Annotated in this window: 19 protein-coding genes, 2 tRNA genes, 1 rRNA gene and 1 pseudogene; 15 read left to right on the forward strand and 8 right to left on the reverse strand. The window is 63.6% G+C overall.

Going from position 1 to position 20,807, the window contains the following annotated elements:
• The first annotated feature begins 76 nt into the window (after window positions 1-76).
• Both QFX32_00485 and rrf read left to right on the forward strand, forming a co-directional pair.
• Window positions 77-148: transfer RNA gene (locus QFX32_00485), tRNA-Cys, on the forward strand.
• Between the two features lie 6 nt (window positions 149-154).
• Window positions 155-275 (forward strand): 5S ribosomal RNA (rrf, locus tag QFX32_00490).
• Window positions 276-386: 111 nt separating this feature from the next.
• Here rrf and QFX32_00495 read toward each other — a convergent pair.
• Entirely contained in the window at window positions 387-1,070 is a 684-nt protein-coding gene (locus tag QFX32_00495; protein MDI9632518.1) for a phenylalanine--tRNA ligase beta subunit-related protein, read from the reverse strand.
• 241 nt (window positions 1,071-1,311) lie between these two features.
• Between QFX32_00495 and QFX32_00500 the strand changes: the two genes are divergently transcribed.
• The 5 genes from QFX32_00500 to pap all read left to right on the forward strand — a co-directional run bounded on the left by QFX32_00500 (window position 1,312) and on the right by pap (window position 7,226).
• A complete protein-coding gene (locus QFX32_00500; GenBank protein MDI9632519.1) occupies window positions 1,312-1,494 on the forward strand; it encodes a YHS domain-containing protein in 183 nt (60 codons plus the stop codon).
• A gap of 230 nt (window positions 1,495-1,724) precedes the next feature.
• Complete coding sequence (locus tag QFX32_00505; GenBank protein ID MDI9632520.1) at window positions 1,725-3,032, forward strand: serpin family protein; 1,308 nt, start codon at window positions 1,725-1,727, stop codon at window positions 3,030-3,032.
• A gap of 240 nt (window positions 3,033-3,272) precedes the next feature.
• A complete protein-coding gene (locus tag QFX32_00510) occupies window positions 3,273-4,748 on the forward strand; it encodes an RNB domain-containing ribonuclease (protein ID MDI9632521.1) in 1,476 nt (491 codons plus the stop codon).
• Window positions 4,749-4,788: 40 nt separating this feature from the next.
• Window positions 4,789-5,613, forward strand: coding sequence for an SDR family oxidoreductase (locus QFX32_00515; GenBank protein ID MDI9632522.1), 825 nt, complete (start codon window positions 4,789-4,791; stop codon window positions 5,611-5,613).
• Window positions 5,614-5,744: 131 nt separating this feature from the next.
• Entirely contained in the window at window positions 5,745-7,226 is a 1,482-nt protein-coding gene (pap, locus tag QFX32_00520) for a polyphosphate:AMP phosphotransferase (GenBank protein MDI9632523.1), read from the forward strand.
• A gap of 85 nt (window positions 7,227-7,311) precedes the next feature.
• Here the strand turns inward: pap and QFX32_00525 are convergent, their stop codons facing one another.
• Entirely contained in the window at window positions 7,312-7,995 is a 684-nt protein-coding gene (locus tag QFX32_00525) for a DUF72 domain-containing protein (protein ID MDI9632524.1), read from the reverse strand.
• 155 nt (window positions 7,996-8,150) lie between these two features.
• Here QFX32_00525 and QFX32_00530 point away from each other — a divergent pair, with 155 nt between their 5' ends.
• Together QFX32_00530 and QFX32_00535 are read left to right on the forward strand one after the other, a co-directional pair.
• Window positions 8,151-8,963: a ZIP family metal transporter gene (locus QFX32_00530; GenBank protein ID MDI9632525.1), complete on the forward strand. Its 813-nt coding sequence runs from the start codon at window positions 8,151-8,153 to the stop codon at window positions 8,961-8,963.
• Window positions 8,964-9,042: 79 nt separating this feature from the next.
• A complete protein-coding gene (locus QFX32_00535; protein ID MDI9632526.1) occupies window positions 9,043-9,237 on the forward strand; it encodes a hypothetical protein in 195 nt (64 codons plus the stop codon).
• Window positions 9,238-9,340: 103 nt separating this feature from the next.
• Here the strand turns inward: QFX32_00535 and QFX32_00540 are convergent, their stop codons facing one another.
• Window positions 9,341-10,267: a sodium:calcium antiporter gene (locus tag QFX32_00540; GenBank protein MDI9632527.1), complete on the reverse strand. Its 927-nt coding sequence runs from the start codon at window positions 10,265-10,267 to the stop codon at window positions 9,341-9,343.
• Window positions 10,268-10,408: 141 nt separating this feature from the next.
• Here QFX32_00540 and corA point away from each other — a divergent pair, with 141 nt between their 5' ends.
• Both corA and QFX32_00550 read left to right on the forward strand, forming a co-directional pair.
• A complete protein-coding gene (gene corA / locus QFX32_00545; GenBank protein MDI9632528.1) occupies window positions 10,409-11,470 on the forward strand; it encodes a magnesium/cobalt transporter CorA in 1,062 nt (353 codons plus the stop codon).
• 39 nt (window positions 11,471-11,509) lie between these two features.
• Window positions 11,510-12,187, forward strand: coding sequence for a PrsW family glutamic-type intramembrane protease (locus tag QFX32_00550; protein ID MDI9632529.1), 678 nt, complete (start codon window positions 11,510-11,512; stop codon window positions 12,185-12,187).
• A 42-nt stretch (window positions 12,188-12,229) separates the two neighbouring features.
• Here the strand turns inward: QFX32_00550 and QFX32_00555 are convergent.
• The 5 genes and pseudogenes from QFX32_00555 to ppsA all read right to left on the reverse strand — a co-directional run bounded on the left by QFX32_00555 (window position 12,230) and on the right by ppsA (window position 17,672).
• A pseudogene (locus tag QFX32_00555) lies at window positions 12,230-12,835 on the reverse strand (METTL5 family protein).
• 7 nt (window positions 12,836-12,842) lie between these two features.
• Complete coding sequence (gene dph2, locus QFX32_00560) at window positions 12,843-13,784, reverse strand: diphthamide biosynthesis enzyme Dph2 (GenBank protein MDI9632530.1); 942 nt, start codon at window positions 13,782-13,784, stop codon at window positions 12,843-12,845.
• Window positions 13,768-14,316 (reverse strand): hypoxanthine/guanine phosphoribosyltransferase, encoded by a 549-nt coding sequence (hpt, locus tag QFX32_00565; GenBank protein ID MDI9632531.1) that lies wholly within the window; start codon window positions 14,314-14,316, stop codon window positions 13,768-13,770. The genes dph2 and hpt overlap by 17 nt, the downstream gene beginning before the upstream one ends.
• Entirely contained in the window at window positions 14,309-15,406 is a 1,098-nt protein-coding gene (gene mfnA, locus QFX32_00570; GenBank protein ID MDI9632532.1) for a tyrosine decarboxylase MfnA, read from the reverse strand. The genes hpt and mfnA overlap by 8 nt, the downstream gene beginning before the upstream one ends.
• On the reverse strand, window positions 15,399-17,672 hold the full coding sequence (gene ppsA / locus QFX32_00575; GenBank protein MDI9632533.1) for a phosphoenolpyruvate synthase: 2,274 nt from the start codon (window positions 17,670-17,672) through the stop codon (window positions 15,399-15,401). Before ppsA ends, mfnA begins: the two co-directional genes overlap by 8 nt.
• Before the next feature lie 125 nt (window positions 17,673-17,797).
• Here ppsA and serA point away from each other — a divergent pair, with 125 nt between their 5' ends.
• From serA to QFX32_00595, 4 genes are all read left to right on the forward strand, one after another.
• A complete protein-coding gene (serA, locus tag QFX32_00580; protein ID MDI9632534.1) occupies window positions 17,798-19,402 on the forward strand; it encodes a phosphoglycerate dehydrogenase in 1,605 nt (534 codons plus the stop codon).
• Window positions 19,403-19,568: 166 nt separating this feature from the next.
• Window positions 19,569-19,642 (forward strand) — tRNA-Val (locus QFX32_00585).
• A gap of 217 nt (window positions 19,643-19,859) precedes the next feature.
• Complete coding sequence (locus tag QFX32_00590) at window positions 19,860-20,273, forward strand: DUF61 family protein (protein ID MDI9632535.1); 414 nt, start codon at window positions 19,860-19,862, stop codon at window positions 20,271-20,273.
• A gap of 88 nt (window positions 20,274-20,361) precedes the next feature.
• On the forward strand, window positions 20,362-20,745 hold the full coding sequence (locus QFX32_00595) for a response regulator (protein MDI9632536.1): 384 nt from the start codon (window positions 20,362-20,364) through the stop codon (window positions 20,743-20,745).
• Window positions 20,746-20,807 lie beyond the last annotated feature (62 nt).

Consider the following 20,807-nt stretch of genomic DNA (forward strand, 5'->3'; position numbering starts at 1 on the left):
CCAGACGAAATCCTTGCGTGCAAACCAACAAGCCTTATGTACTATCCGGACGTATATCATAAGGCACTACACGGCTGCCAAGGTGGCGGAGCGGCTACGCGGTTGACTGCAGATCAACTACACTCCGGTTCAAATCCGGACCTTGGCTTTGGGTGATAGCGGCCACAGCAGTCGGGAAACACCTGGACCCATCCCGAACCCAGCAGTTAAGCCGACTCACGTGGGTTGTTGTACTGAGGTACGCGAGTCCTCGGGAAGCACCCTCGCTGCCATCACCCTTCTTGGAAGAAAATGAACTCTCCGTTTCTCACGAGAATCGATCGAAGAGCGGATGCCATCGTCGTTGGCAGTTTACCGGAACACGGAAGACAATACCCCACGCGGCGTCACACCTCCCGCGGCGAGACGAGGGGAGAGGCAGGGGGCGACCCTCCCGTGAACATCTCGAGGTACTCCGCGCAGAGGCGGAATGCCCCGGCAACCAATTCGCGCGGGACACCCGGCGCGCCGCAGGAGACGATGTGGACATTCTCCGTCTCCCTCGTCACCTTTGTCCCGTCCGAATCGCGGTACGGGTACACGGCGACGATGCTCTCCCCGTCAACAACGACGAGCTGGTTCCGGCGGAGCACGAGGGGCTTTTCCATCCCTATCCCGAGGAACAGCTCCCCGTCCCGGGCAAACCTCATCGAGAGCTCTCCCTCCAGCCTGTCGGCATCGAACGCGGCAATCGGAACCCCGCTCTCCGCTGACACGATGTTGTAGATGTCAACGACGGGGTTGATCTCGGGCAGGCCTTTCCCCGAGAGGATCCTCCGGACCAGCGCTTCCGAGGCAGGGCGGACCTTCGTCGGGTCGACGCCGACGCTCCAGAAAAAATCGCGGTATGCCCTGAAGACAGGGTCGTCCTTCACCTCTTCGAGGGTGAAGCGCGCGCGTATCCTCTTTTCAGCCTCCTCCCTGAACGCGACGAGGCCGGGAATGTCCCTCCTGTTGTCGATGGACCTGACCGTGCCCTCGACGACGGAGAGGCCGGGAAACCTCTCCAGTACTTCCCGAGAGAACTCCATGCATTCCCATTACGGGCGGAAAGAGAAATACCGTTCCATCCGGAAACGGGAGTGGACGGGCGGGGGAGAGAGTGGAGTTTCCCTCTCAAGGCCCGGGTCCCCAGCGGACCCCGGATTCCCCGGTATATTTCCCGCTTTGTATCTCTGTCCTGTCCCGCCCGAGTGCTGCCCCCCCGGCGGAAAATATTTTTATGTCCGCGTCCCGATCACGCACTGTCCACGAAGTGGGGGTGAGCGAAGAGTGCCGACCGACCCGGTCTGCTACACGGTTATCGACGAGAACGAGGCATCGTTCCGGAGCACGTACGGCGGGCAGGAGTTCTTCTTCTGCTCGGATTTCTGCAGGAGGAAATTCGAGGAAAATCCCGCGCGCTACGCGAAACTGGCCCGGTCGATGGACATCGGGCCGGACATCAGCTGCTGAAGGGATCACGTCCCGCGGGGCATTGGCTTCTTCCGCGGGACATCTGTTACTTGCTGATCGGGATCCCGCTCCCGTCCTCTATCTTAACCTTCCGTGAGAGACCCGGTGTGAGTTACTTCCCGGGAGCCGTGTCGCCATCCCCACGATCCTGTTCTCCCCTCCCCCAAAGACTGGGAAAAATTTCGCACTTATCGCCACGTTTATGCGAAATCGGTGAGAAGGTTGGATTCATGCGTGGGAGAAACCCCCTTGGTATCCTGCTCGCCGTGGCCGTTATCGGCGCAGTTCTCGCGGCGGGCTGCACGGGACCCGCCAGGCAACCCGGCCAGATCCCTTCCGGCGAAGCATCCCCTTCCCCGCCGGCACCGCAAGTCGTGGGACCGGAGGAGACCGTCGTCGAGGCGAACAACAGGTTCGCGTTCGACCTCTTCGCGAGACTGGCAAACGACGGCGAGTACAGGGACCGGAACATCTTCTTCTCCCCGTTCTCGCTCTCCTCTGCACTCGCGATCACGTACGAGGGGGCGAGGGGGGAGACCGCGGACGAGATCCGCTCGGTATTCCATTTCCCGGAGAACAGGAGTGCGATGAGGGCCGGTTTCGCGAGGATCAACGCGGCACTCAACGCGCGGCCGGCCGCGTACACCCTCCGGACAGCAAACGCCCTCTGGGCGGAGAAGACATACGCATTTCTCCCGGATTATATTGACACAGCGGAGAGGTATTACGGTGCCCGGACGACGAACCTCGACTTCGGCAACTCGCCGGAGGAATCGCGGGCCACGATAAACGGGTGGGTCGAGGAACAGACCGAAAACCGCATCCGCGACCTCGTCCCGAGGGGAGCAATCGACCATAACACGATCCTCGTGGTCACGAATGCCATTTTCTTCAAGGGGACGTGGAGGAAGCAGTTCGACAAAGAGATGACGGCAGACGCGGAATTCCGCATGGCCGACGGGAGGACCGTCCTCGTCCCGATGATGCAGAGGACCGACGAGAACGCGACGTTCGGGTACCTCGAGACGGACACGTTCCAGGCTCTCTCGCTGCCCTACGAGTCGGGCGGCGGGAGGGATCTCGCGATGCTCCTCGTCCTCCCCAAGGGCGAATCGCTCGCGGAGATCGGGCGCGGCCTCGACGCCGGGATGTACAGGGACATCTGCAGCAACCTCGTGGAGAGGAGGGTGAAGGTCTTCGTGCCCCGGTTCTCCCTCGAGACGAAGTACTTCCTGCCTCAGGTCCTCTCCGCGATGGGGATGCCACGCGCATTCTCGCCCCGCGCGGATTTTTCGGGCATGGACGGGCGCGGGGGGTTATTCATCTCGAACGTCATCCACCAGGCGTTCCTCGAGGTGAACGAGGAAGGGACCGAGGCTGCCGCCGCGACCGCGGTCGTCATCTCGAAGGGAGCAATCCTGCCCCCCGCGGAGATCCCCGTCTTCAGGGCTGACCACCCGTTCCTCGTGATCATCCACGAGAGAGAGAGCGGGACGATCCTCTTCATGGGCCGGGTCGCCGATCCTTCTCCCAAATAGCTTCCTTTTTTGCAGGGTGATGGAGCGGGCACGCATCCGGGACCTGTCCATGCAGTCCGGTGATTTCCACGGTGAGTGGAAGGGAGAAGGGATCGTCGGTTCCTGCAGGGATACTCGCACTTGCATTGCGGAACGGGAGGTTCACTCGGACCCAGGGTTACCCGGGGGCCATTGGTCCGCGTCCTCCCCGATCTACCCCGCGTTTATTTCTACCCGGCGGTCGATTCCTCCCCTGTTGACATGAACGACAGCCGCATCGACCTCAAGGCCATCGCCCGCCGTGCAATGGAGAAGTATGGATTCGAACCCGATTTTCCCCCAGCGGTGACGAGGGAAGTCAATGCACTCCACGAGGAAGTCCCGATCGATCCGAATGCATCTACCCGGGACTTGAGGGATCTCCCCTGGTCGTCGATCGACAACAGCGATTCCTTGGACCTCGACCAGCTCGAGTTCTGCGAAAAACTGTCCGGTGGGGAGATACGCGTCCTCGTTGCCATCGCAGACGTGGATCACTTCGTGAGGCAGGGTTCGCACACCGATCGCCACGCGGCCTTCAACGGGACCTCGGTCTACCTGGGGGTAGAGACGTTCCCCATGCTCCCCGATCGCCTCTCCAAAGGCATCTCTTCCCTCCTCCCCGGGAGGGACCGGAGGGCAGTCGTCATCGGGTACACCGTCCTCCCTGACGGTACCGTGAAGGACGGGGCAGTCTTTCGCGCGGTCGTGAGGAACCGTGCAAGGCTCGTGTACGAGGAGGTCGGGGACTGGCTGGAGGGGAAGGCACCCGTTCCCACGGGTGTTTCCCGCATTCCAGGACTCGAGGAACAGGTCAGGCTCCAGGGAGAGGTCGCCCGGCGGCTGCGTTCCCGCAGGATGCAGCGGGGAGCCCTTGACCTTGAGACGGTCGAGGCGCAACCCGTGGTGGAGGGGGGGACCGTCAGGGGACTCGTTGTCCAGCAACAGAACGCGGCAAGGCGTATCATCGAGGAGTTCATGGTGGCCGCGAACAGGACGATGGTGCAGTTCCTCGGGGCTGCGGGTGTCCCGATGGTACAGCGGGTCGTGAGGGTCCCGAAGAACTGGGATGGCATCGTCGAGACCGCCGCCCGGTACGGGTTCCGGCTGCCCCGCGACCCGGACTCAAGGGCCCTCGCAAGATTCCTCGACCAAAGGAGGCGTGCCGACCCGGAACGGTTTGCCGACCTCTCCCTCGCGATCGTGAAGCTCGTGGGACCGGGAGAGTACGTCCCCTTCGTCCCGGGAGAAATACCCGTCGGGCATTTTGCCCTCGCAGTGCGCGATTATACCCACTCCACTGCGCCGAACCGGCGGTACGTGGATATCGTCAACCAGCGGATCCTGAAGGCAGTGCTGGATGGAAAGCCAGTGCCGTATCCGGCCCGCGAACTGGAAAGGCTCGCCGAACACCTGACCGACAGGGACAAGGCCGCGGAGAAGGCTGCCCGTTTCATGCGGAAAGTGGCTGCAGCTATCCTCCTCGCTGACCGGGTTGGCAGGACATTCGACGCCATCGTGACCGGTGCTGCCGACAAGGGCACGTACGTCCGTCTCCTCGACCCTCCCGCGGAGGGAAGGGTCGTCGAGGGTGAGAGGGGGCTCTCCGTGGGAGACAAGGTCAAGGTGAGGCTGGTCCGGACAGACCCGGAAAACGGGTTCGTTGACTTTTCCCTCGTGGCAGTTCTGGATCGGTAAGGGCACAACGTTCATCCCCTGCCGCGCCCAACAACCGGTCATGCGGGGACCCGTCGTTCTCGTCACCGGCTCGACCGATGGGATAGGGAAGGCCACCGCCCGGGCACTCGCAGGGGAGGACGCCGAGGTCATCCTCCACGGGAGGGATGGCGGTAAGGGGAAGGAGGTCTTGAAGGAGATAAAACAGCACGTGTGGAACAGGAACCTCGACCTCGTCATTGCGGACTTCGCGGTGATGGGAGAGGTCAGGCGGATGGCCGAGGAGATAAAGTCCCGGTACGACCGGCTCTCCGTCCTCGTCAACAATGCGGGGACGTACGAGAGGAACCGGCTCGTGACCGTGGACGGGATCGAGCGCACGCTCGCGGTGAACTACGTCGCGCCGTTCATCCTCACCCGCGAACTCCTCTCCCTCCTCTCCAAGGGAGCGCCGTCCCGGATCGTGAATGTCGCGTCCATCGCCCACCGGGACGTGCGGCACGTCGACTGGGATAACCTCCACGGCGAGAAACACTACGACCCGTTCTTTGCGTATGCCCTCTCCAAGTTCGCCGACATCACGTTCACCTACGTCCTCGCGGGGATGATCGCGGAAAAGGGTGTGACGGCAAACTGCCTCCACCCCGGCGTCATCGGGACGAAGTTGCTCCGCGCGGGATTCCCGGGGATAAGGGGGAAACCGCCGGCGGAGGGCGCAAGGATCCCCGTCTACCTCGCCCTCTCCCCAGAGGTCGAGGGTGTCACGGGGAAGTACTTCGAGGAGAGCACGCGCCCCTGCCCGTCCTCTCCCCTCACATACGACAGGGTGACGCAGGAACGCCTCTGGGAGGTCGCAGAGGAGCTCTCAAACCCGCGGACGGCCTGATTTTCAGGCCGTTTGCGAAAGAAAAAGCCCGTCTCTCGGATCCCAAAGCACCACGTCGCCCGCCGGAAAGACGGGGAGAGAAACACAATCTTTTTGGTTGGGCGCCCGGCAACACGTTCTCCGGGTGTACAATGGGGTTGCTCGAGAAGATCGACCTGTCCCAGAGGGTCGAGGAGAAGGAATACAGGAAGAAGATCGCACCCCTCTACGAGCGGCTCGGCGCCATCCAGAGGGCATTCTGGGACGACCGTATTCCCGTTATCATCGTCGTGGAAGGGTGGAATGCGTCCGGGATCACGATGGTCATCAGTGAGCTCATAAGGTACCTCGACCCGAGGGGTTATGTCCTCCACTCCATCGGGTCCCCGGCGGACGAGGAGAGGACACGCCCCCTCCTCTGGCGTTTCTGGACGAGGATTCCCCAAAAGGGGCGCATCGCGATCTTTGCCCGGAGCTGGTATTCGCGGTCCCTCGCGGAGCAGGCGTCCGGGATCACGTGGAAAACGCGGGTGGAACGATCCATCAGGGAGATAAAGAATTTCGAGAGGCAGCTTTCCGACGACGGCACTGTCATCATCAAGTTCTTCCTCCACATCAGCAAGGAAGAGCAGAAGAGGCGCCTCAACGAGAGGGAGCGGAGCACGCTCACCTCGTGGATGATCACGCAGGGCGACTGGGACTTCCACCGGCACTACGACGAGTACCTGCCCGTCATAGAGGAATACATCAGGCAGACAGACACGCCCCACGCGCCGTGGACCATCGTCGGCGCAACGGACCCGAATTACACGCGGCTCAAGGTATACTCGAAGTTGATCAGCAGGCTGGAGAAGGACCTCGAGCAGAGGCGGGCGAATGGAGGGAAGAAAACTGCCGGGCCAATCGAAAAGCCGCCCCGCCGCAGTGTCCGGAGGGACCCAAGGCCTCCCCTGAAGTACTCCCGCGAGGAATATGAAACCCTCCTCGAGGAGTACCAGGAGAGGATCCGCGAAGCGCAGTACCTCCTCTACAAGCGGAAGATCCCGCTCATCATCGTGTACGAGGGGTGGGACGCGGCGGGCAAGGGGGGGAACATCATGAGGCTCGTGCACACCATGAACCCGCGCGGGTTCAGCGTCGTCCCCGTCGGGCGACCGGACGAGACCGAGCTCTCCCACCACTACCTCTGGCGGTTCTACAGGAGGTTTCCGGCCGCGGGACACGTCGCGGTATTTGACCGGAGCTGGTACGGGCGCGTCCTCGTCGAGAGGGTGGAAGGGTTGTGCACGGCGGAGGAGTGGAAACGTGCGTACCGGGAGATCAACGAGATGGAGGAGGCGTGGGTGGAGAACGGCGGGGGGCTCGTCAAGTTCTGGCTCGAGATAGACAAGGACGAGCAGTACGAGAGGTTCATCGCCCGGCAGAACGACCCGAGGAAGCAGTGGAAGATCACCGACGAGGACTGGAGGAACAGGGAGAAATGGGACCTCTACGAGGAGGCGGTGGACGAGATGCTCGGGAGGACGAGCACGCGGGTCGCCCCGTGGACGGTCGTCGAATCGAACGACAAGTACTACGCGCGGATAAAGACGCTCCGCACCGTCATCGATTACGCCGAGACCCTCACGGGGTGAATCCCCGTCCCCGCGGCGCGGGCCTCTCCCCGGAGGGCTTATCCCCGTCGCGGACGCCGGGGATGCCCTTGGCCGGGGGATCGTGTCACGTGCCCCCGAGGATCTCCCTCATCGTCCTCGCGTTCTCGAGCATCGAGTGGTCGTTGTTGAAGAACACGAAGACCCGCTTGGGGGAATGCGCGAGGATTGCCCTCGCGGTCTCCTCGAGCTCCGCGCGGGAGTAATCGTGGCTGTACCAGCCGGTCCTCCCGTGCATCCGGAGGTAGATTGCTTCCCCGCCGAATATCCTGTTCCGCGCGGCAGGTGAATCCACGGAGACGAGCGTCACGTGCTCTGAAAGCCTCCGGCACGCGGAGTCGTCCGAAAGGAGGGATGGGTTCCTGATCTCGAGTGCGAAACGGCGTCCAAGGCCGCAGCACGTCGCAAATTCAATCGCGCGTTCCACGTCGGTGAAACGGGGGTGGGCCTGGAAGAGGTAAAACTCCACCACCGGGTCGAGCGGGAGGAATGCGTCGCGGAACCTCTCCCAGACCTCGAGGGCCTCCCCGGAGAACCGGTGCGTGTGGGTTACGCCGCGGTGGACCTTTACTGCCCACGCGAGCGTGCGACCCTTCCGCGACCAGCCGAGGATCTGGTTCTTGTAGGGAAACCTGTAGAAACTCGCGTTCAGCTCGACGGCATCGAGACCGGAGTGCGAGACGTACCAGTCGAGGTTTCCCCCCTCGTTCCAGTCGTAGGCCCAGCCGCTCGTCCCCACGTGGATTTCCATGGTCAGGGATACTCGCCGGGGACGGATAATCGTTTGCAACGCCGCCGGTTTCGACGGGAGGGGATGCGACAGCCCGATTCCGGGTGCGGTTCCCCGCGGGGACCGGGATCCTACCGGTAGCATTTTTTTCCCGCCGGCAACAGTACCACACAGGCGTGTTCGAGAGTTTCACGTCGCTTGACCCGCTCTCGCAGGCATTCATCGCCGGGTGCGTCACCTGGGCGGTGACCTTGCTCGGCGCGGCGACGGTATTCCTCGCGCGGGGGTATTCCCAGCCCGTCATGGACGGGATGCTGGGTTTTGCCGGTGGCGTGATGATCGCTGCGAGTTTCTGGTCGCTCCTTCTCCCGTCGCTCGAGATGACGGGTGGGCTGGGGTATTTCTCGTGGGTCCCCGCGGCCGCCGGATTTGCCGCGGGCTGGGTTTTCCTCACGGTGCTCGACCTCGTCATCCCCCACGTCCACGTCGGTCTCCCCACCGGCAGGGCCGAGGGTATCCCGTCGCACCTCGGGAGGCCGACGCTGCTTGCCCTCGCGGTCACCATCCACAACATCCCCGAGGGTCTCGCGGTCGGCGTCGCGTTCGGGGGAGCGGCGGCGGGAATCCCCGAGGCGACTTTCGCGGGGGCGGTCGCGCTCACTGCGGGAATCGCAGTCCAGAACTTCCCGGAGGGTATCGCGGTAGCTTTCCCACTGTACCGGGGCGGGGTATCCCGGAGGGGGAGCTTCCTCATAGGAGCCCTGTCTGCGGCGGTAGAGCCCGTTTCCGCGCTCGCCGGTGCGGCCGTCGTCTTCTTTGCCCGTTTTCTCCTCCCCCTCGCCCTCGCGTTCGCTGCGGGTGCCATGATCTTCGTCGTCATCGAGGAGGTCATGCCGGAGTCACTCCGCCACGGGTACGAGATGATTTCCCTCTGGGGATTCCTCGCGGGGTTCCTCTCCATGATGGCGCTCGACGTGGGGTTCGGGTAGGCGGGGGAGATCCGCACTGTTCGGTGCCGTGCACTGAGTGAAAGATTCATGGAATACTCCGCGCAAAGAGAGGATCATGATGCGCGAGATCGTTGCGACGAGGAGGATGGAGAACGGGATTGCATGTTACTACGGCGAGAAGGGGCAGGAGAAGTTCGAGAGCTTCAACTTCGGCGAGCTCATCGACATGAAGATAAACGCGCTCGACCTCCTGAACAACCCCCGCGGGTACATGGTGGACCCGGACACCCACCGGATCGCCATGAAGAAGTGACGCGGATCCCTCCACCCCATTTCCCCATTTCCGCCCGGAACGGACTAAACGGCAGTTTTCCCCGCGCGGTGACCATTCCCAGGACCCCTGTTTTCCCCGTCGTTCACGCCACGAAAAGGGCCGCGAGTATGTACACCAGGTAGGCAGATAGCACGCAGGTACCCCACAACCTGTTTATCCCCACTTTCCCCGCGGCCGGGACGACCGCCGCGCACGAAAACCCGAGGAGGAGGGCGAGTACGGCGGGATCTGGCGGCGGGAGGGAGAAGAAGAGGGAGTTTGCCCCGAGCACGAAGAGGAGGTTGAAGATGTTCGACCCGAGGATGTTCCCGGTCGCGATCCCGCCCTCCCCCTTCAGGATCGCCGAGATACTGGTCGCGAGTTCCGGGAGGGACGTCCCCACGGCAACGAGTGTGAAACCGGTGAACCACTCCGGGATGGAGAAGAGGCGCGCGATGCCGAGGGAGCCCGAGAGGAAGAGGTGGGAACCCGCGATCACCGCGAGGAGCGCGGCGACCGTCACGAGGAACAGGTACAGGGGGCCGGGGAGAGGTGGCCCTCCGGCAGGATCGTCGTCTACCAGTCGCGGGACGAGGGTGAACACCGCGAGGAAACAGGCGAGGGAGACTGCCCCGGAGATTGCATCGAGGGCCGGCCTCATCGAGAGGACTGAAAAGAGGACCGTCGAGGCCACCATGAATACGGAGTACTTCACGAGGTCGCCGCGGCGATTCCCCCTTACAAGCCCCGCAGGACGGAGGATCGCGCAAAGGCCGAGTATGAGGGCGATGTTCGCGATGTTGCTCCCGACGATGTTCCCCATCCCGACGGCGGTCTCGCTGCGGGTGAATGCTTCCGTCGTCACCGCGAGCTCGGGGAGCGAGGTCCCGAACGCGATGACCGTTGACCCGACGAAGATGGGAGAGACGCCTGCCCGCCGGGCGAGGGCGGATGCCTTCGACGTGGCGATGTCTGCGCCTTTCACGAGCAGGAAGAGACCGGCGGCAAAGGAGAGGAGGGGAATGACCATCGCGAACAATGGAGTGTGAAGGCACACCGCACTATTGAACGTTGCGGGAGTGACGCGGCGGGTGCACCCGCACGGTCAAATAGGGGGGACCACACTACAGCTATGGGAGGGAGGGCGGTATTTCCCCCTGCCCTGCGCTGTATGCCACGACGTTTCAGGAGACCCTTCCGCCCGGGGCTCTCCCCCGGTACGCTCGCGATCGACGGCATGCATACCCGCGGCCCGGTACGCATCACCGTGATGGACTACGACGCGGTGCAGTTCTCCGAGAAGACGGTCTCGGCCGTCGAGGAGTGCTTCCCGTACAGGGACACGGCGACGGTGACGTGGATCAATGTCGACGGCCTCGAGAACACCGAGGTGATCGAGAAGCTCGGGACCCACTACAATATCCACCCGCTCATCCTCGAGGACGTCCTGAACACAGGGCAGAGGCCGAAACTGGAGGACCTCGAGGATTACATCTACGTCACGCTCAAGATGATAATGTATGACCCCTCCCGAAGCGACATCCAGATCGAGCACGTCAGTATCATTTTCGGGAAGAATTTCCTCATATCCTTCCAGGAGGCCACGGGGGGAGACGTCTTTGACCCCGTGAGGGCCCGGATCCGGAAAGAAGGGCGCATAAGGAGGTTCGGGCCGGATTACCTCGCTTACGCGCTCATCGACGTCATCGTGGACAACTACTTCCTCGTCATCGAGCACCTCGAGGAGGTCGTGGAGAACCTCGAGGAGAAACTCGTGGGAAATCCGGGCCCGGGGCTCATCCACGAGATAACGGCCCTCAAGAAGAAGATAATCACGCTCCGGAAATCCGTCTGGCCGCTCCGGGAGGTCGCGGGCGCGCTGGAGAGGTCAGAATCCCCCCTCATCAACGAGAACACGCGGATATACCTGCGCGACGTGTACGACCACGTCATCCAGGTGATGGACACTCTTGAGACGCTCCGGGAGATGGTGACCGGGATGATAGACATCTACCTCTCGAGCCTCTCGTACCGGATGAACGAGATCATGAAGGTCCTCACGCTGATCGCGACCATATTCATCCCGCTCACCTTCGTCGCGGGGGTCTACGGGATGAACTTCGAGTACATGCCGGAACTCACGTGGGAATACGGGTACTTCGCGGTCTGGGGGGTGATGATCCTCATCGCGGTCACCATGCTCGCGTACTTCCGGAAGAGGCAGTGGGTGTAGGGTGGCAGATCGCGGGTAACACGGGGGGAATCCCAGCCGATGGACACGATCATCGCCATCCTCCTCGGCATCGCGCCGGGGATATTCTGGCTCCTGTTCTTCTACTCCCGGGACACGCGCGACCCCGAGCCGCCCGTGTGGATCGTCCTCGTCTTCCTCCTCGGCGCCGCTGTCAGCGTCCCCGTCGGATTCATCGAGGCAGTCTTCCTCGATTACGCGGGGACATTCCTCGTCGCGGTGGTCCTCGCTCCCGTCGCCGAGGAGGTCGCGAAGTTCTGGGTGGTCGAGAAGACCGTGTACAGGACCCGCGTCTTTGACGAGCCGATCGACGGGATCGTCTACGCGGCGGCGGCAGGACTCGGGTTCGCGACGCTCGAGAACATCCTCTACGTTCTCGATGCCCTCGACCTCTCGGTGTTCCACGCGCTCGAGGTCGCCGCGGTCAGGGCAGTCCTCTCGGTCCCGGCCCACGTCCTCTTCTCCACCATGTGGGGATTCTCACTGGGGATCTCGCAAGTATTCCCTTCGGGACGTGGATTGCTCGTCGCGGGGGGACTCTTCCTCGCCGTGTCCGCCCACGGGCTCTTCAATTTCCTCGTCCTCGCCGGGTACGGGATGCCTGTCCTCGTCCTCGTCCTCGTCCCGCTCCTCTGGGGGGTGGCGATGAACCACGTCCGGGTTGCGCGTGCCCTCCGCCCGGTCCGCGGGCGCCCCTGATGCGGCGGAATCCCCCGTGTCCCGGCCCGCCGGCGCGCCCGCCCGCTCGATGACGAGGATCTCGACGGGGATGTCGACGGCGTCCTTCCTGTGGAAGGAAAACGACCTCTCCACGACGAGCGTCCCGTGGATAGCCCCGGTGATCCTCGCCCTCCCCGCGAGGTACCTCCTGTAGAACGGGAGACTCCCGCGGTTGAATATCCCGTAGACGACCGGCGCGATTTTGACCGCCACGTCCACGAAGGCCCGGTCCGCGTGGGGATTCTGGGCGCCGAAGGGCGGGTTCATGACGACCGTGTCCGCCTCCCCGACCCGGGCCACGATCCCCGCGTCACTGATGTCTGCGCGGATGAAAGTGGGGGATACGCCCATCTTCTCCGCGTTTCTCCGCGCGACAGCGATCGCGTCGGCGTCGACGTCGATGCCCGTGACGCGGGACGCGCCGAGGAGCGCGGCACCGACCGCGAGGATCCCCGTCCCGCACCCGAGATCGCAGACGCGCCTGCCCCCGATGTCGCCCCTCACCCACGCGTGGTAGAGGAGGCGGGCCGCGAGGTCGGGGGAGGTGACGTACTGTTCCAGCCGGGGGGAAGGACTCGCGAACCCTTCGAGCCTCGAGAGTTCCCTTGCAAGGTGCCGGAGCTTCATGAAATTGTCAGGGCATCTCGTCGATCTCGTACGAGGAGAAGTCCCTCTCCCCGAGGAGGATCTCGAATTCGCACGGGGAGAGGACGGGGGCGGGGAACCTCGACTGGTCATCGTACGCGAGGCGGGGGCAGGCGAAGTTCACGTAGGCGGGAAAACCGAGGTTGAGGAGCTCGTCGGGGTCCACTTCGCGCATCGCGACGACGACCGCGTTCCTGCAGCGCGATGCGAGCTTCTGCGCGAGGGCGAGCCTGCACTGCCCCGTCTTCGTGCTCACGATGAGGCCGAAGAGACGCGCGGACCGGGCCCTCTCGACGAGGCCGAACCTCTGCCGCAGGAACCTCTCCTCGTCCACCTCGCGGGCGGTCCCCGCGAGGGGATCGAGCGCGACCACCCTCTTTTTCGTCGCGAGCCTGACCCCGGTCGGATGGAAGAGGCCGGTGCCGACGAAGAGGATCTCCTCGACATCCGGGATGTGGGCGGCACCGAACGCGCACCCGAGGACCTGCCCCTCGCCACAGCCCCGCGAACCCCTGCGCGTCACCGCAACTACCCCGAGTTCCCGAAGCTTTTGAACCATTCCCGGGACGAGGTGCACGTGCTGCGCGGTGGTCACGAGGCCGACCCTGCGCTGTTTAAGGAGGGGGACAGCCTCCTTTAGGACGTCGGGGTCGAAGTCGATGGGATACGTCTCGAAGATGACCTTCTCGTCTTCCCCGCCCACGGGCGTGTGGCCGAAGTGGACGAGTGCATCGACGTGGGGGATGACGTCGGAGGCAAGGTCGCAGGCCCCGTAGCAAGGGTCCCCGCAGACGACGACGGAGAACCCCTCCCCTTTCAGGAAGAGGGCGATCTCCCCTGCCCTCCTCTTCAGCCCTTCGGGGAACTGGAGCGCGACGGACCGCGCGTTGCGCCTGCGGAGTTCCTCGGCGAGATCAGAATATCCTCTCAACCACACGCACCCTGTCGGTGACCTCCACGGTCACCAGAGACTTGTAATCTCTCCCTATGTCCGGGTTGCCCCTCTTTATCACGAAGCAGACGTCCACGACGGTCGTCCCCGCCTGGTCGAGGGCCCAGAGGAGGGCGCGGGCAGTACCCCCCGTGCTGATCACGTCGTCGACGATCACGACTCGGTCGCCCTTCCTCACGCCGTTGAGGTAGATCTGGCCCTTCGAGTAGCCCGTTGCCTGGTGCACCGCGATCTCCCCCGGGAGCCGGTACTCGCGCTTCCGGACGATGTTCATGGGGATGTCTGTCGCGAGCGAGAGGGCCGTCCCGATGGGGATTGCCATCGCCTCGGTCGCGATGATCCGGTCGACCCCATCGAGGTCGAGGACTTTCACGAGGGCGGTGCACACCTCGCGGAGGAGGGCGGGCTCGACTTCCGGCACGCCGTCCGTGATCGGGTGGATGAAGTAGTTGTACTCTCCCCTCTTCACGATGGGAGCCTTCTCGAGAGAAGAGACAAGGCGCTCAAGCATTGCATTCACCTATGTCCCTCAGGAACGCCTCCACCGTGTCGGCGTGCACGTGCGGCATGCACACGATCCGGAGGTGGCCCCGCCGCGTCCACGAGACCCGCCACGGCGGGGGCACGGGGGTGTTCTCGAACGTCGCGACGTTCACGTCCGGGGTGACGGCCCGCGCGATCCCGAAGGCTTCCATCCCGTCGATGAGGCGCCGCGTGTTCTTCATGCACCCGGTGACGATGTCGCGCATGCCCTCGCGGCCGAGGTACTCGAGGACCGCGAAAGCGGCCGCGACCGGTCCGCCGGGGCGCGTCCCGGAGAGCGTAAACTCCTGCTTGACGGAGAGGTAGGGGGTGTCGACCGCGAGGGACTGGAGCGCCTCCCTGTCCCTGAGGAGGAGGACCCCCGCGGGGATCGTGCTCATCCCCATCTTGTGGGGGTCGACCGCGATGCTGCTCACCCCCGGGAGGGAGAAGTCAAACGGCGGGGCCCCGTCGAGGAACGGGAGGACGAGCCCCCCGAACGCGGCGTCGACGTGGAGGAAGAGGCCGAAATCCTCGGCGATCGCGGAGAGATCGCTGATTGGGTCCACGACCCCGTACTCCGTCGTCCCCGCGATCCCCACGAGGGCACAGGTATCCCTGTCGATGAACTCGGGGACCCTGTCTGCGTCGACGCGGAAACTCCCGTCGAGGGGGACGGCCCTCATCTCGAGCCCGAGCATGTCGCACGCCTTCTTGAAGGAAAAGTGGGCCGATTCGGGGAGGACGACGTTGGGCCGGGGGGATCTCGAGAGCTTCCTCGCGATGCGCAGTGCCTGGATATTCGACTCTGTCCCGCCCGATGTCGCGTACCCAAAGGCCCCCGGGAGCGAGAAGAGGGAGCCGAGCCTCTCCACGAGGAGGGACTCGAGGGTTGCAGTCCCCGGGAAGAGACCGGGGTCGCCGAGGTTCGTCTCGAGGAAGAGGTGGTGGGCCCGCACGGCCACGGGGTGGGGGACGGTGCACATGGAGCTCAAGATGTGGTCGTGCCTGACATCCCTTTCCCTCTCTGCCTCGAGGAAAGAGAAGAGTTCGTCGATGGACTGCCCTTTCTCACGCATTGAGTGATCTCGCGCTCTCGAGGATTATCTTCTGCTCCGTTCGCGCGACGGTCTCCCGGATCTTCGCGATCGCGTCGATGTTTGCCGAGACGCTCGTGATCCCGTGCTCGACGAGCCACCTGACCACGCGGGGCTCGGACCCTGCTTGGCCGCAGATGGAAACCTCCACGCCGTGCTTCCTGCAGCACTTTATCGCAGAATCGATGAGGGCGAGCACCGCGGGGTGCATCGGGTCGTACATCCACGCGACGTTCTGGTTGTTCCGGTCGATCGCGAGGGTGTACTGGACGAGGTCATTCGTCCCGAACGAGGCGAACCTGATCCCCGCCCGGATGAAATCCTCTATCAGGATCGCGCTGCTCGGGATCTCGATCATGATGCCGAGGGTGGCCTTCTCCACGTCCACCCCCCACGCCCGCATCATCTCGCGGGCCCGGACGAACTCGGAGGGGTGCGAGACCATCGGGAACATGATCCCGAGGTTGTCGTACCCCTGTGCCCACAGCCTCTTGAAGGCCTCGACCTGGAGGCGGAACTGGTCAGGGGACTGGAGGTCGCGGCGTATCCCGCGCCAGCCGAGCATCGGGTTGTGCTCGTGCGGCTCGTTCTCCCCGCCGGCCATGTTCCTGAACTCGTCGGTGGGTGCATCGAGGGTCCTCACCCACACGGGTTTCCCGTAGAACGCGTCGAGGACGACCTTGATGCCCTTCTCGAGTTCCTCGATGAATTCCTCCTCGCGGCCGTTCGCGATGAACCACCCGGGAGTCCTGTTCAGCCCGAGGATGAGGTGCTCGATCCGGAGCAGGCCCACGCCGTCTGCACCCGTCGCCGCGGCGCGTTCGGCGGCCTCGGGCATGGAGACGTTCACCTTGACGCTCGTCGCGGTGATCAGGGGTGCGGAGACACCGCCGGCCGGAACCTGTACCTTCTCCCTCGGGACCTCGATCTCCCCCTCGTAGATGAAGCCCTTCTCGCCGTCCACCGTGACGACCTGACCCTGACGGAGGACCTGCGTCGCGGTCTTCGTCCCGACGACCGCCGGTGTCCCCAGCTCCCTGCTCACTATTGCCGCGTGGCACGTCATGCCCCCCTCGTCCGTGACGATCGCGGCGACCCTCCGCATCGCGGGCACCATGTCGGGATTCGTCATCCGCGTCACGAGGATGTCGCCCTCCCTGACCTTGCCCGCCTCCTTCGCGTCGTGGATGATGACGACCCTCCCGCTCGCGACACCCGGCGAGGCACCCTGCCCCTTCAGGATGATCGTCCCCGCGGCCCCCGCGGGCTTCTCCGCCGGCCCCCTGGAGGCACGGATCGTCGTGATGGGCCGCGACTGGAGGATGAAGATGTCCTTGCCGACGATCGCCCACTCCACGTCCTGGGGGACACCGTAGTGGTTCTCCGCGATCTTCCCGAACCGAGCGAGCCTCTCCACCTCCTCGTCGGAGAGGAGCGGGGCGTCCTGGAGCTCTTTCGGGACCTCCACGGTCCTCGTCCCGTTGCTCCCGTCCGGGACGATCTGGAACCTCTTGTGAGCGATGAGGCGGTCGACCACCCTGCCGGTCCGCATGTCGTAGACGTACTTGTCGGGGGAGACGGATCCTGAGACAACCGCCTCGCCCAGTCCCCACGAACCCTCGATGATCGAGATGTCCTCCCCTGTCACGGGGTGGGAGGTGAACATGACCCCCGCCTTCTCGGCATTGACGAGCTGCTGGACGACGACGGCGATGTTGACGCTCCTGTGGTCAAACCCGTGCTTCACGCGGTAGTATATCGCCCTCGCGCCGTAGAGGGACGCCCAGCACCTCTGGACCGCGTCGAGGAGGTTCTTCTCCCCGCGGATGTTGAGGTACGTCTCCTGCTGCCCGGCGAAACTCGCGTCCGGCAGGTCCTCGGCGGTCGCGCTCGACCGCACGGCAACGACCATCTCGCCGTTGTCCATCCTCCTGTACGCGTCCTTTATCTTTTCCCTGATCGGTGCGGGCATCTTCGCCGCGAGGACGGCCCGTTTTGCCTTCTCCGCCGCACTCTCAAGCTGCCTGCTGTCCTCGACGTCGATGCCCTCGAGGTCCTGGAATAAAGTCTTCTCGAGTCCCGTTTCTATCAGGAACTGTCGGAACGCGTGGCTCGTGACGACAAAGGCCCTTGGAACCGGGAGGCCGATCGCCGACATCTCCCCAAGGGACGCACCTTTCCCCCCCACCGCGGAAATATCTTCCTTGCGTATCTCCTCGAGCCAGAGAATATCAGGCATCTCTCTCATTCGCGCACCACTATTATTCTTGGTCCCTCCTTTTTAATAGGTTCTCATTGCCCGCGGGTTGGATCCGAGCCCAGCCCGCGGGACAATCATCAATAGGTATTAAGCCGATACTAGAGGGGGAATTTATGGCAGGTTTCAAAATACTGGTCAGCGATCCCCTCGCCGAGGAGGGCCTCGAGATCCTGCGCCGGGAATGCACCGTCGACGTCCGGACGGACCTCACGGAGGACCAACTCGTGGACATCATCGGCGACTACGATGCCCTGCTCGTGAGGAGCGGGACAGAGGTGACCGCACGCGTCATCGAGGCGGGGAAGAAGCTCCGGTTCATCGGCCGTGCGGGGGCGGGGGTCGACAATATCGACATGGAGGCCGCGACGAAGAAGGGGATCATCGTCGCGAACGCGCCCGAGGGCAACACGCTCGCGGCCACGGAACACACCGTCGCGATGATGCTCTCCCTCGCACGGAACATCCCCCAGGCGAACGCCTCCCTCAAGAAGGGGGAGTGGAAGAGATCGAAGTTCATGGGGGTCGAGCTGAACGAGAAGACCCTCGGCATCATCGGCCTCGGGAGGATAGGCAGGGAGGTCGCAAAGAGGGCTCAGGCACTGGGGATGCACACCGTCGGGTACGATCCCTTCATCACGAAGGAGAGGGCAGCCCAGATGGGCGTCGAGTCGGTCTCCCTCGAGGAGCTCTTCGCCGTTTCTGACATCATCACCGTCCACACCCCTCTCATCAAGGAGACCCGCCACATGATCAACGCGAGGGCGATTGCCATGATGAAGGACGGCGTGCGCATCATCAACTGCGCGAGGGGTGGGATCGTGGACGAAAAGGCCCTCTACGAGGGGCTCAAGTCAGGGAAGGTCGCGGGCGCCGCCCTCGACGTCTTCGAGGAGGAACCCCCCGTGAACTCGCCCCTGCTCGGGTTGGATCAGGTCATCGTGACACCGCACCTCGGCGCGAGCACCGTGGAGGCCCAGAAGAACGTCGCCGTCTCGATCGCCAAGCAGTGCATCTCCGTCCTGAAGGGCGGTTCCGCGAAGTACGTGGTGAACGCCCCCATGGTCCCCCCCGAGCACGCGGACACCATCGAGCCATTCGCAATCCTCGCGGAGAAGATGGGCAGGCTCCTCACGCAGATAGTGAGCGGGAGGATGGAGAAGGTCGAGATGATCTACGGCGGTGAGCTCGCGTCCCTCGGGAACAACACGCGGTTCATCACCCTCATGGCCCTCAAGGGGCTCCTCGACCCCATCCTCCAGGTCCCGGTCAACATCGTGAACGCGGAGTTCATCGCGAAGGAGAGGGGCATCACCATCTCGGAGACGGTGACGCAGGATTCGGGGGGATTCAAGAGCATCGTCTCGGTCAGGGTAAAGACCGACCAGATGGAGGAGACGGTGAGCGGGACGGTCTTCATGAAGGGCAGGTCGCGCATCGTCTCGATAGGTGGCTACACGATGGACATGGTCCCCGAGGGGTACGTCATCGTCTCGCGCCACCTCGACAAGCCCGGCGTGATAGGCCGCGTGGCGACGATCCTCGGGAGGGGCAACGTGAACATCGCGGGGATGCAGGTCGGGAGGATTAGGCCCGGGGAGGAGGCGATCATGGTCCTGAACGTCGACTCCGAGGTCCCGCCGGAGATGATGGCAGAGATCCGGTCCCAGCCGGGGATATTCACGGCGGTGTTCGCGAAGATCTCCGACACCCTGATCTGAAAGACCGTCTCCCGTGCTTTTCCCGGGGAGGGGGAGGGTGGGCAAAGGGCCTCACCCCCCGGTCGCCCGTCCCCCCATTTCGCGCGGGAAGAGCACCCCCGCGAGAAAGAGAACAATTTTATACTGTGTTCACCCACATTTCTCCGCACAACAGACCGGCAATCCCGGGCTCGTGGTCTAGTTGGTTATGACGTCGCCTTGACATGGCGGAGGTCAGGAGTTCGAATCTCCTCGAGCCCATGTTTTTCCTCCCACGTTTTCCCGTCTTTTCCCCGCGCAGATGGGATTTCTGCGCGGGCGGGGAAAAACTGTCCCCGTCGCGTGCGGCGCGCTGTACCGTCACTTCGGAGCACGTGCGGGTGCGAGACCGCGGGGGTCAACGGTCACACGGGCACACCGTGGCGCGAAGGGAAAATTAAAGAAGAATCGCGAGAGTATTGTCCTTGTTCCATTTCACATGTACGAGGAATCGGCCCTGAGGAAGTGGTTCTCGCGCGAGGCGCGGAGGATCAACGAGGGGATAGTCGATCCCCGCATCCCCCTGCGCGATCTCCTCGAGATGGAAAGGCCGGTAGGGTTCACGAGGGGCGGGCAGGAATACGCGTTCGACAAGGCGGTGCTCGGGGAGATCGCGTCCCGGCTCCCCCGGGATCTCTGGAGGAAGCTCCGGCTGCCGGTGGTATTCCACTACGACATGGACGTGCCGTCGAGCTGCTCCCTCTCGGACAGCACCGCGCTCGAAGCACTCCAGGAGCTCGGGGAGCTCTCGCGAGAACGCGTGATGGTTGGCGGGAAGGTGTTCGTGGGGAGGGCGATTGTCTTTTCCATCATGCGCACCTACCCGACCGCGTTCCAGATCATGGTGGGCTAGTTGCCGCGGGGGGTATCACCGCATCCAGTATTTATTTATAGGGAGATATCGATGTCTATCTGGATAGAATAGGGGGTTTCCGGCTGGAATGACAGGGAAAAGTTCCATCCTCATCGTCGAGGATGATCCCATTATCAGCCAGCTGATCCAGTGGAGGCTGGAAAAGCTCGGCTACCACGTGAGCGGGAGGGCACCGACCGCGGAAGAAGCCCTCGAGAAGATGAGGAAAGACCTGCCCGACCTCGTCCTCATTGACATCAACCTCCCGGGGAGCATGGACGGGACCGACCTCGCGCGGAGGGTCCGGGAGGAGTTCCACGTTCCTTTCGTGTACCTCACCGCGTTCTCGGACGACGAGACCATCTCGCGGGTCCTCGACACAAGGCCAGCCGGGTACCTCCTGAAACCCTTCAAGGACGAGGAGCTCAAGGTGACGATCGAGATCGCCCTCCGCCAGCCGAAGGGAACGTGACCCCCTCCAAAGGACGCGGGGAGGCAGGGTCATGGGAAACCCCATTACCGTTGGCCGGGCCG

The sequence above is a fragment of the Methanolinea sp. genome (assembly GCA_030055515.1).
Lineage (GTDB): Archaea > Halobacteriota > Methanomicrobia > Methanomicrobiales > Methanospirillaceae > Methanolinea_A.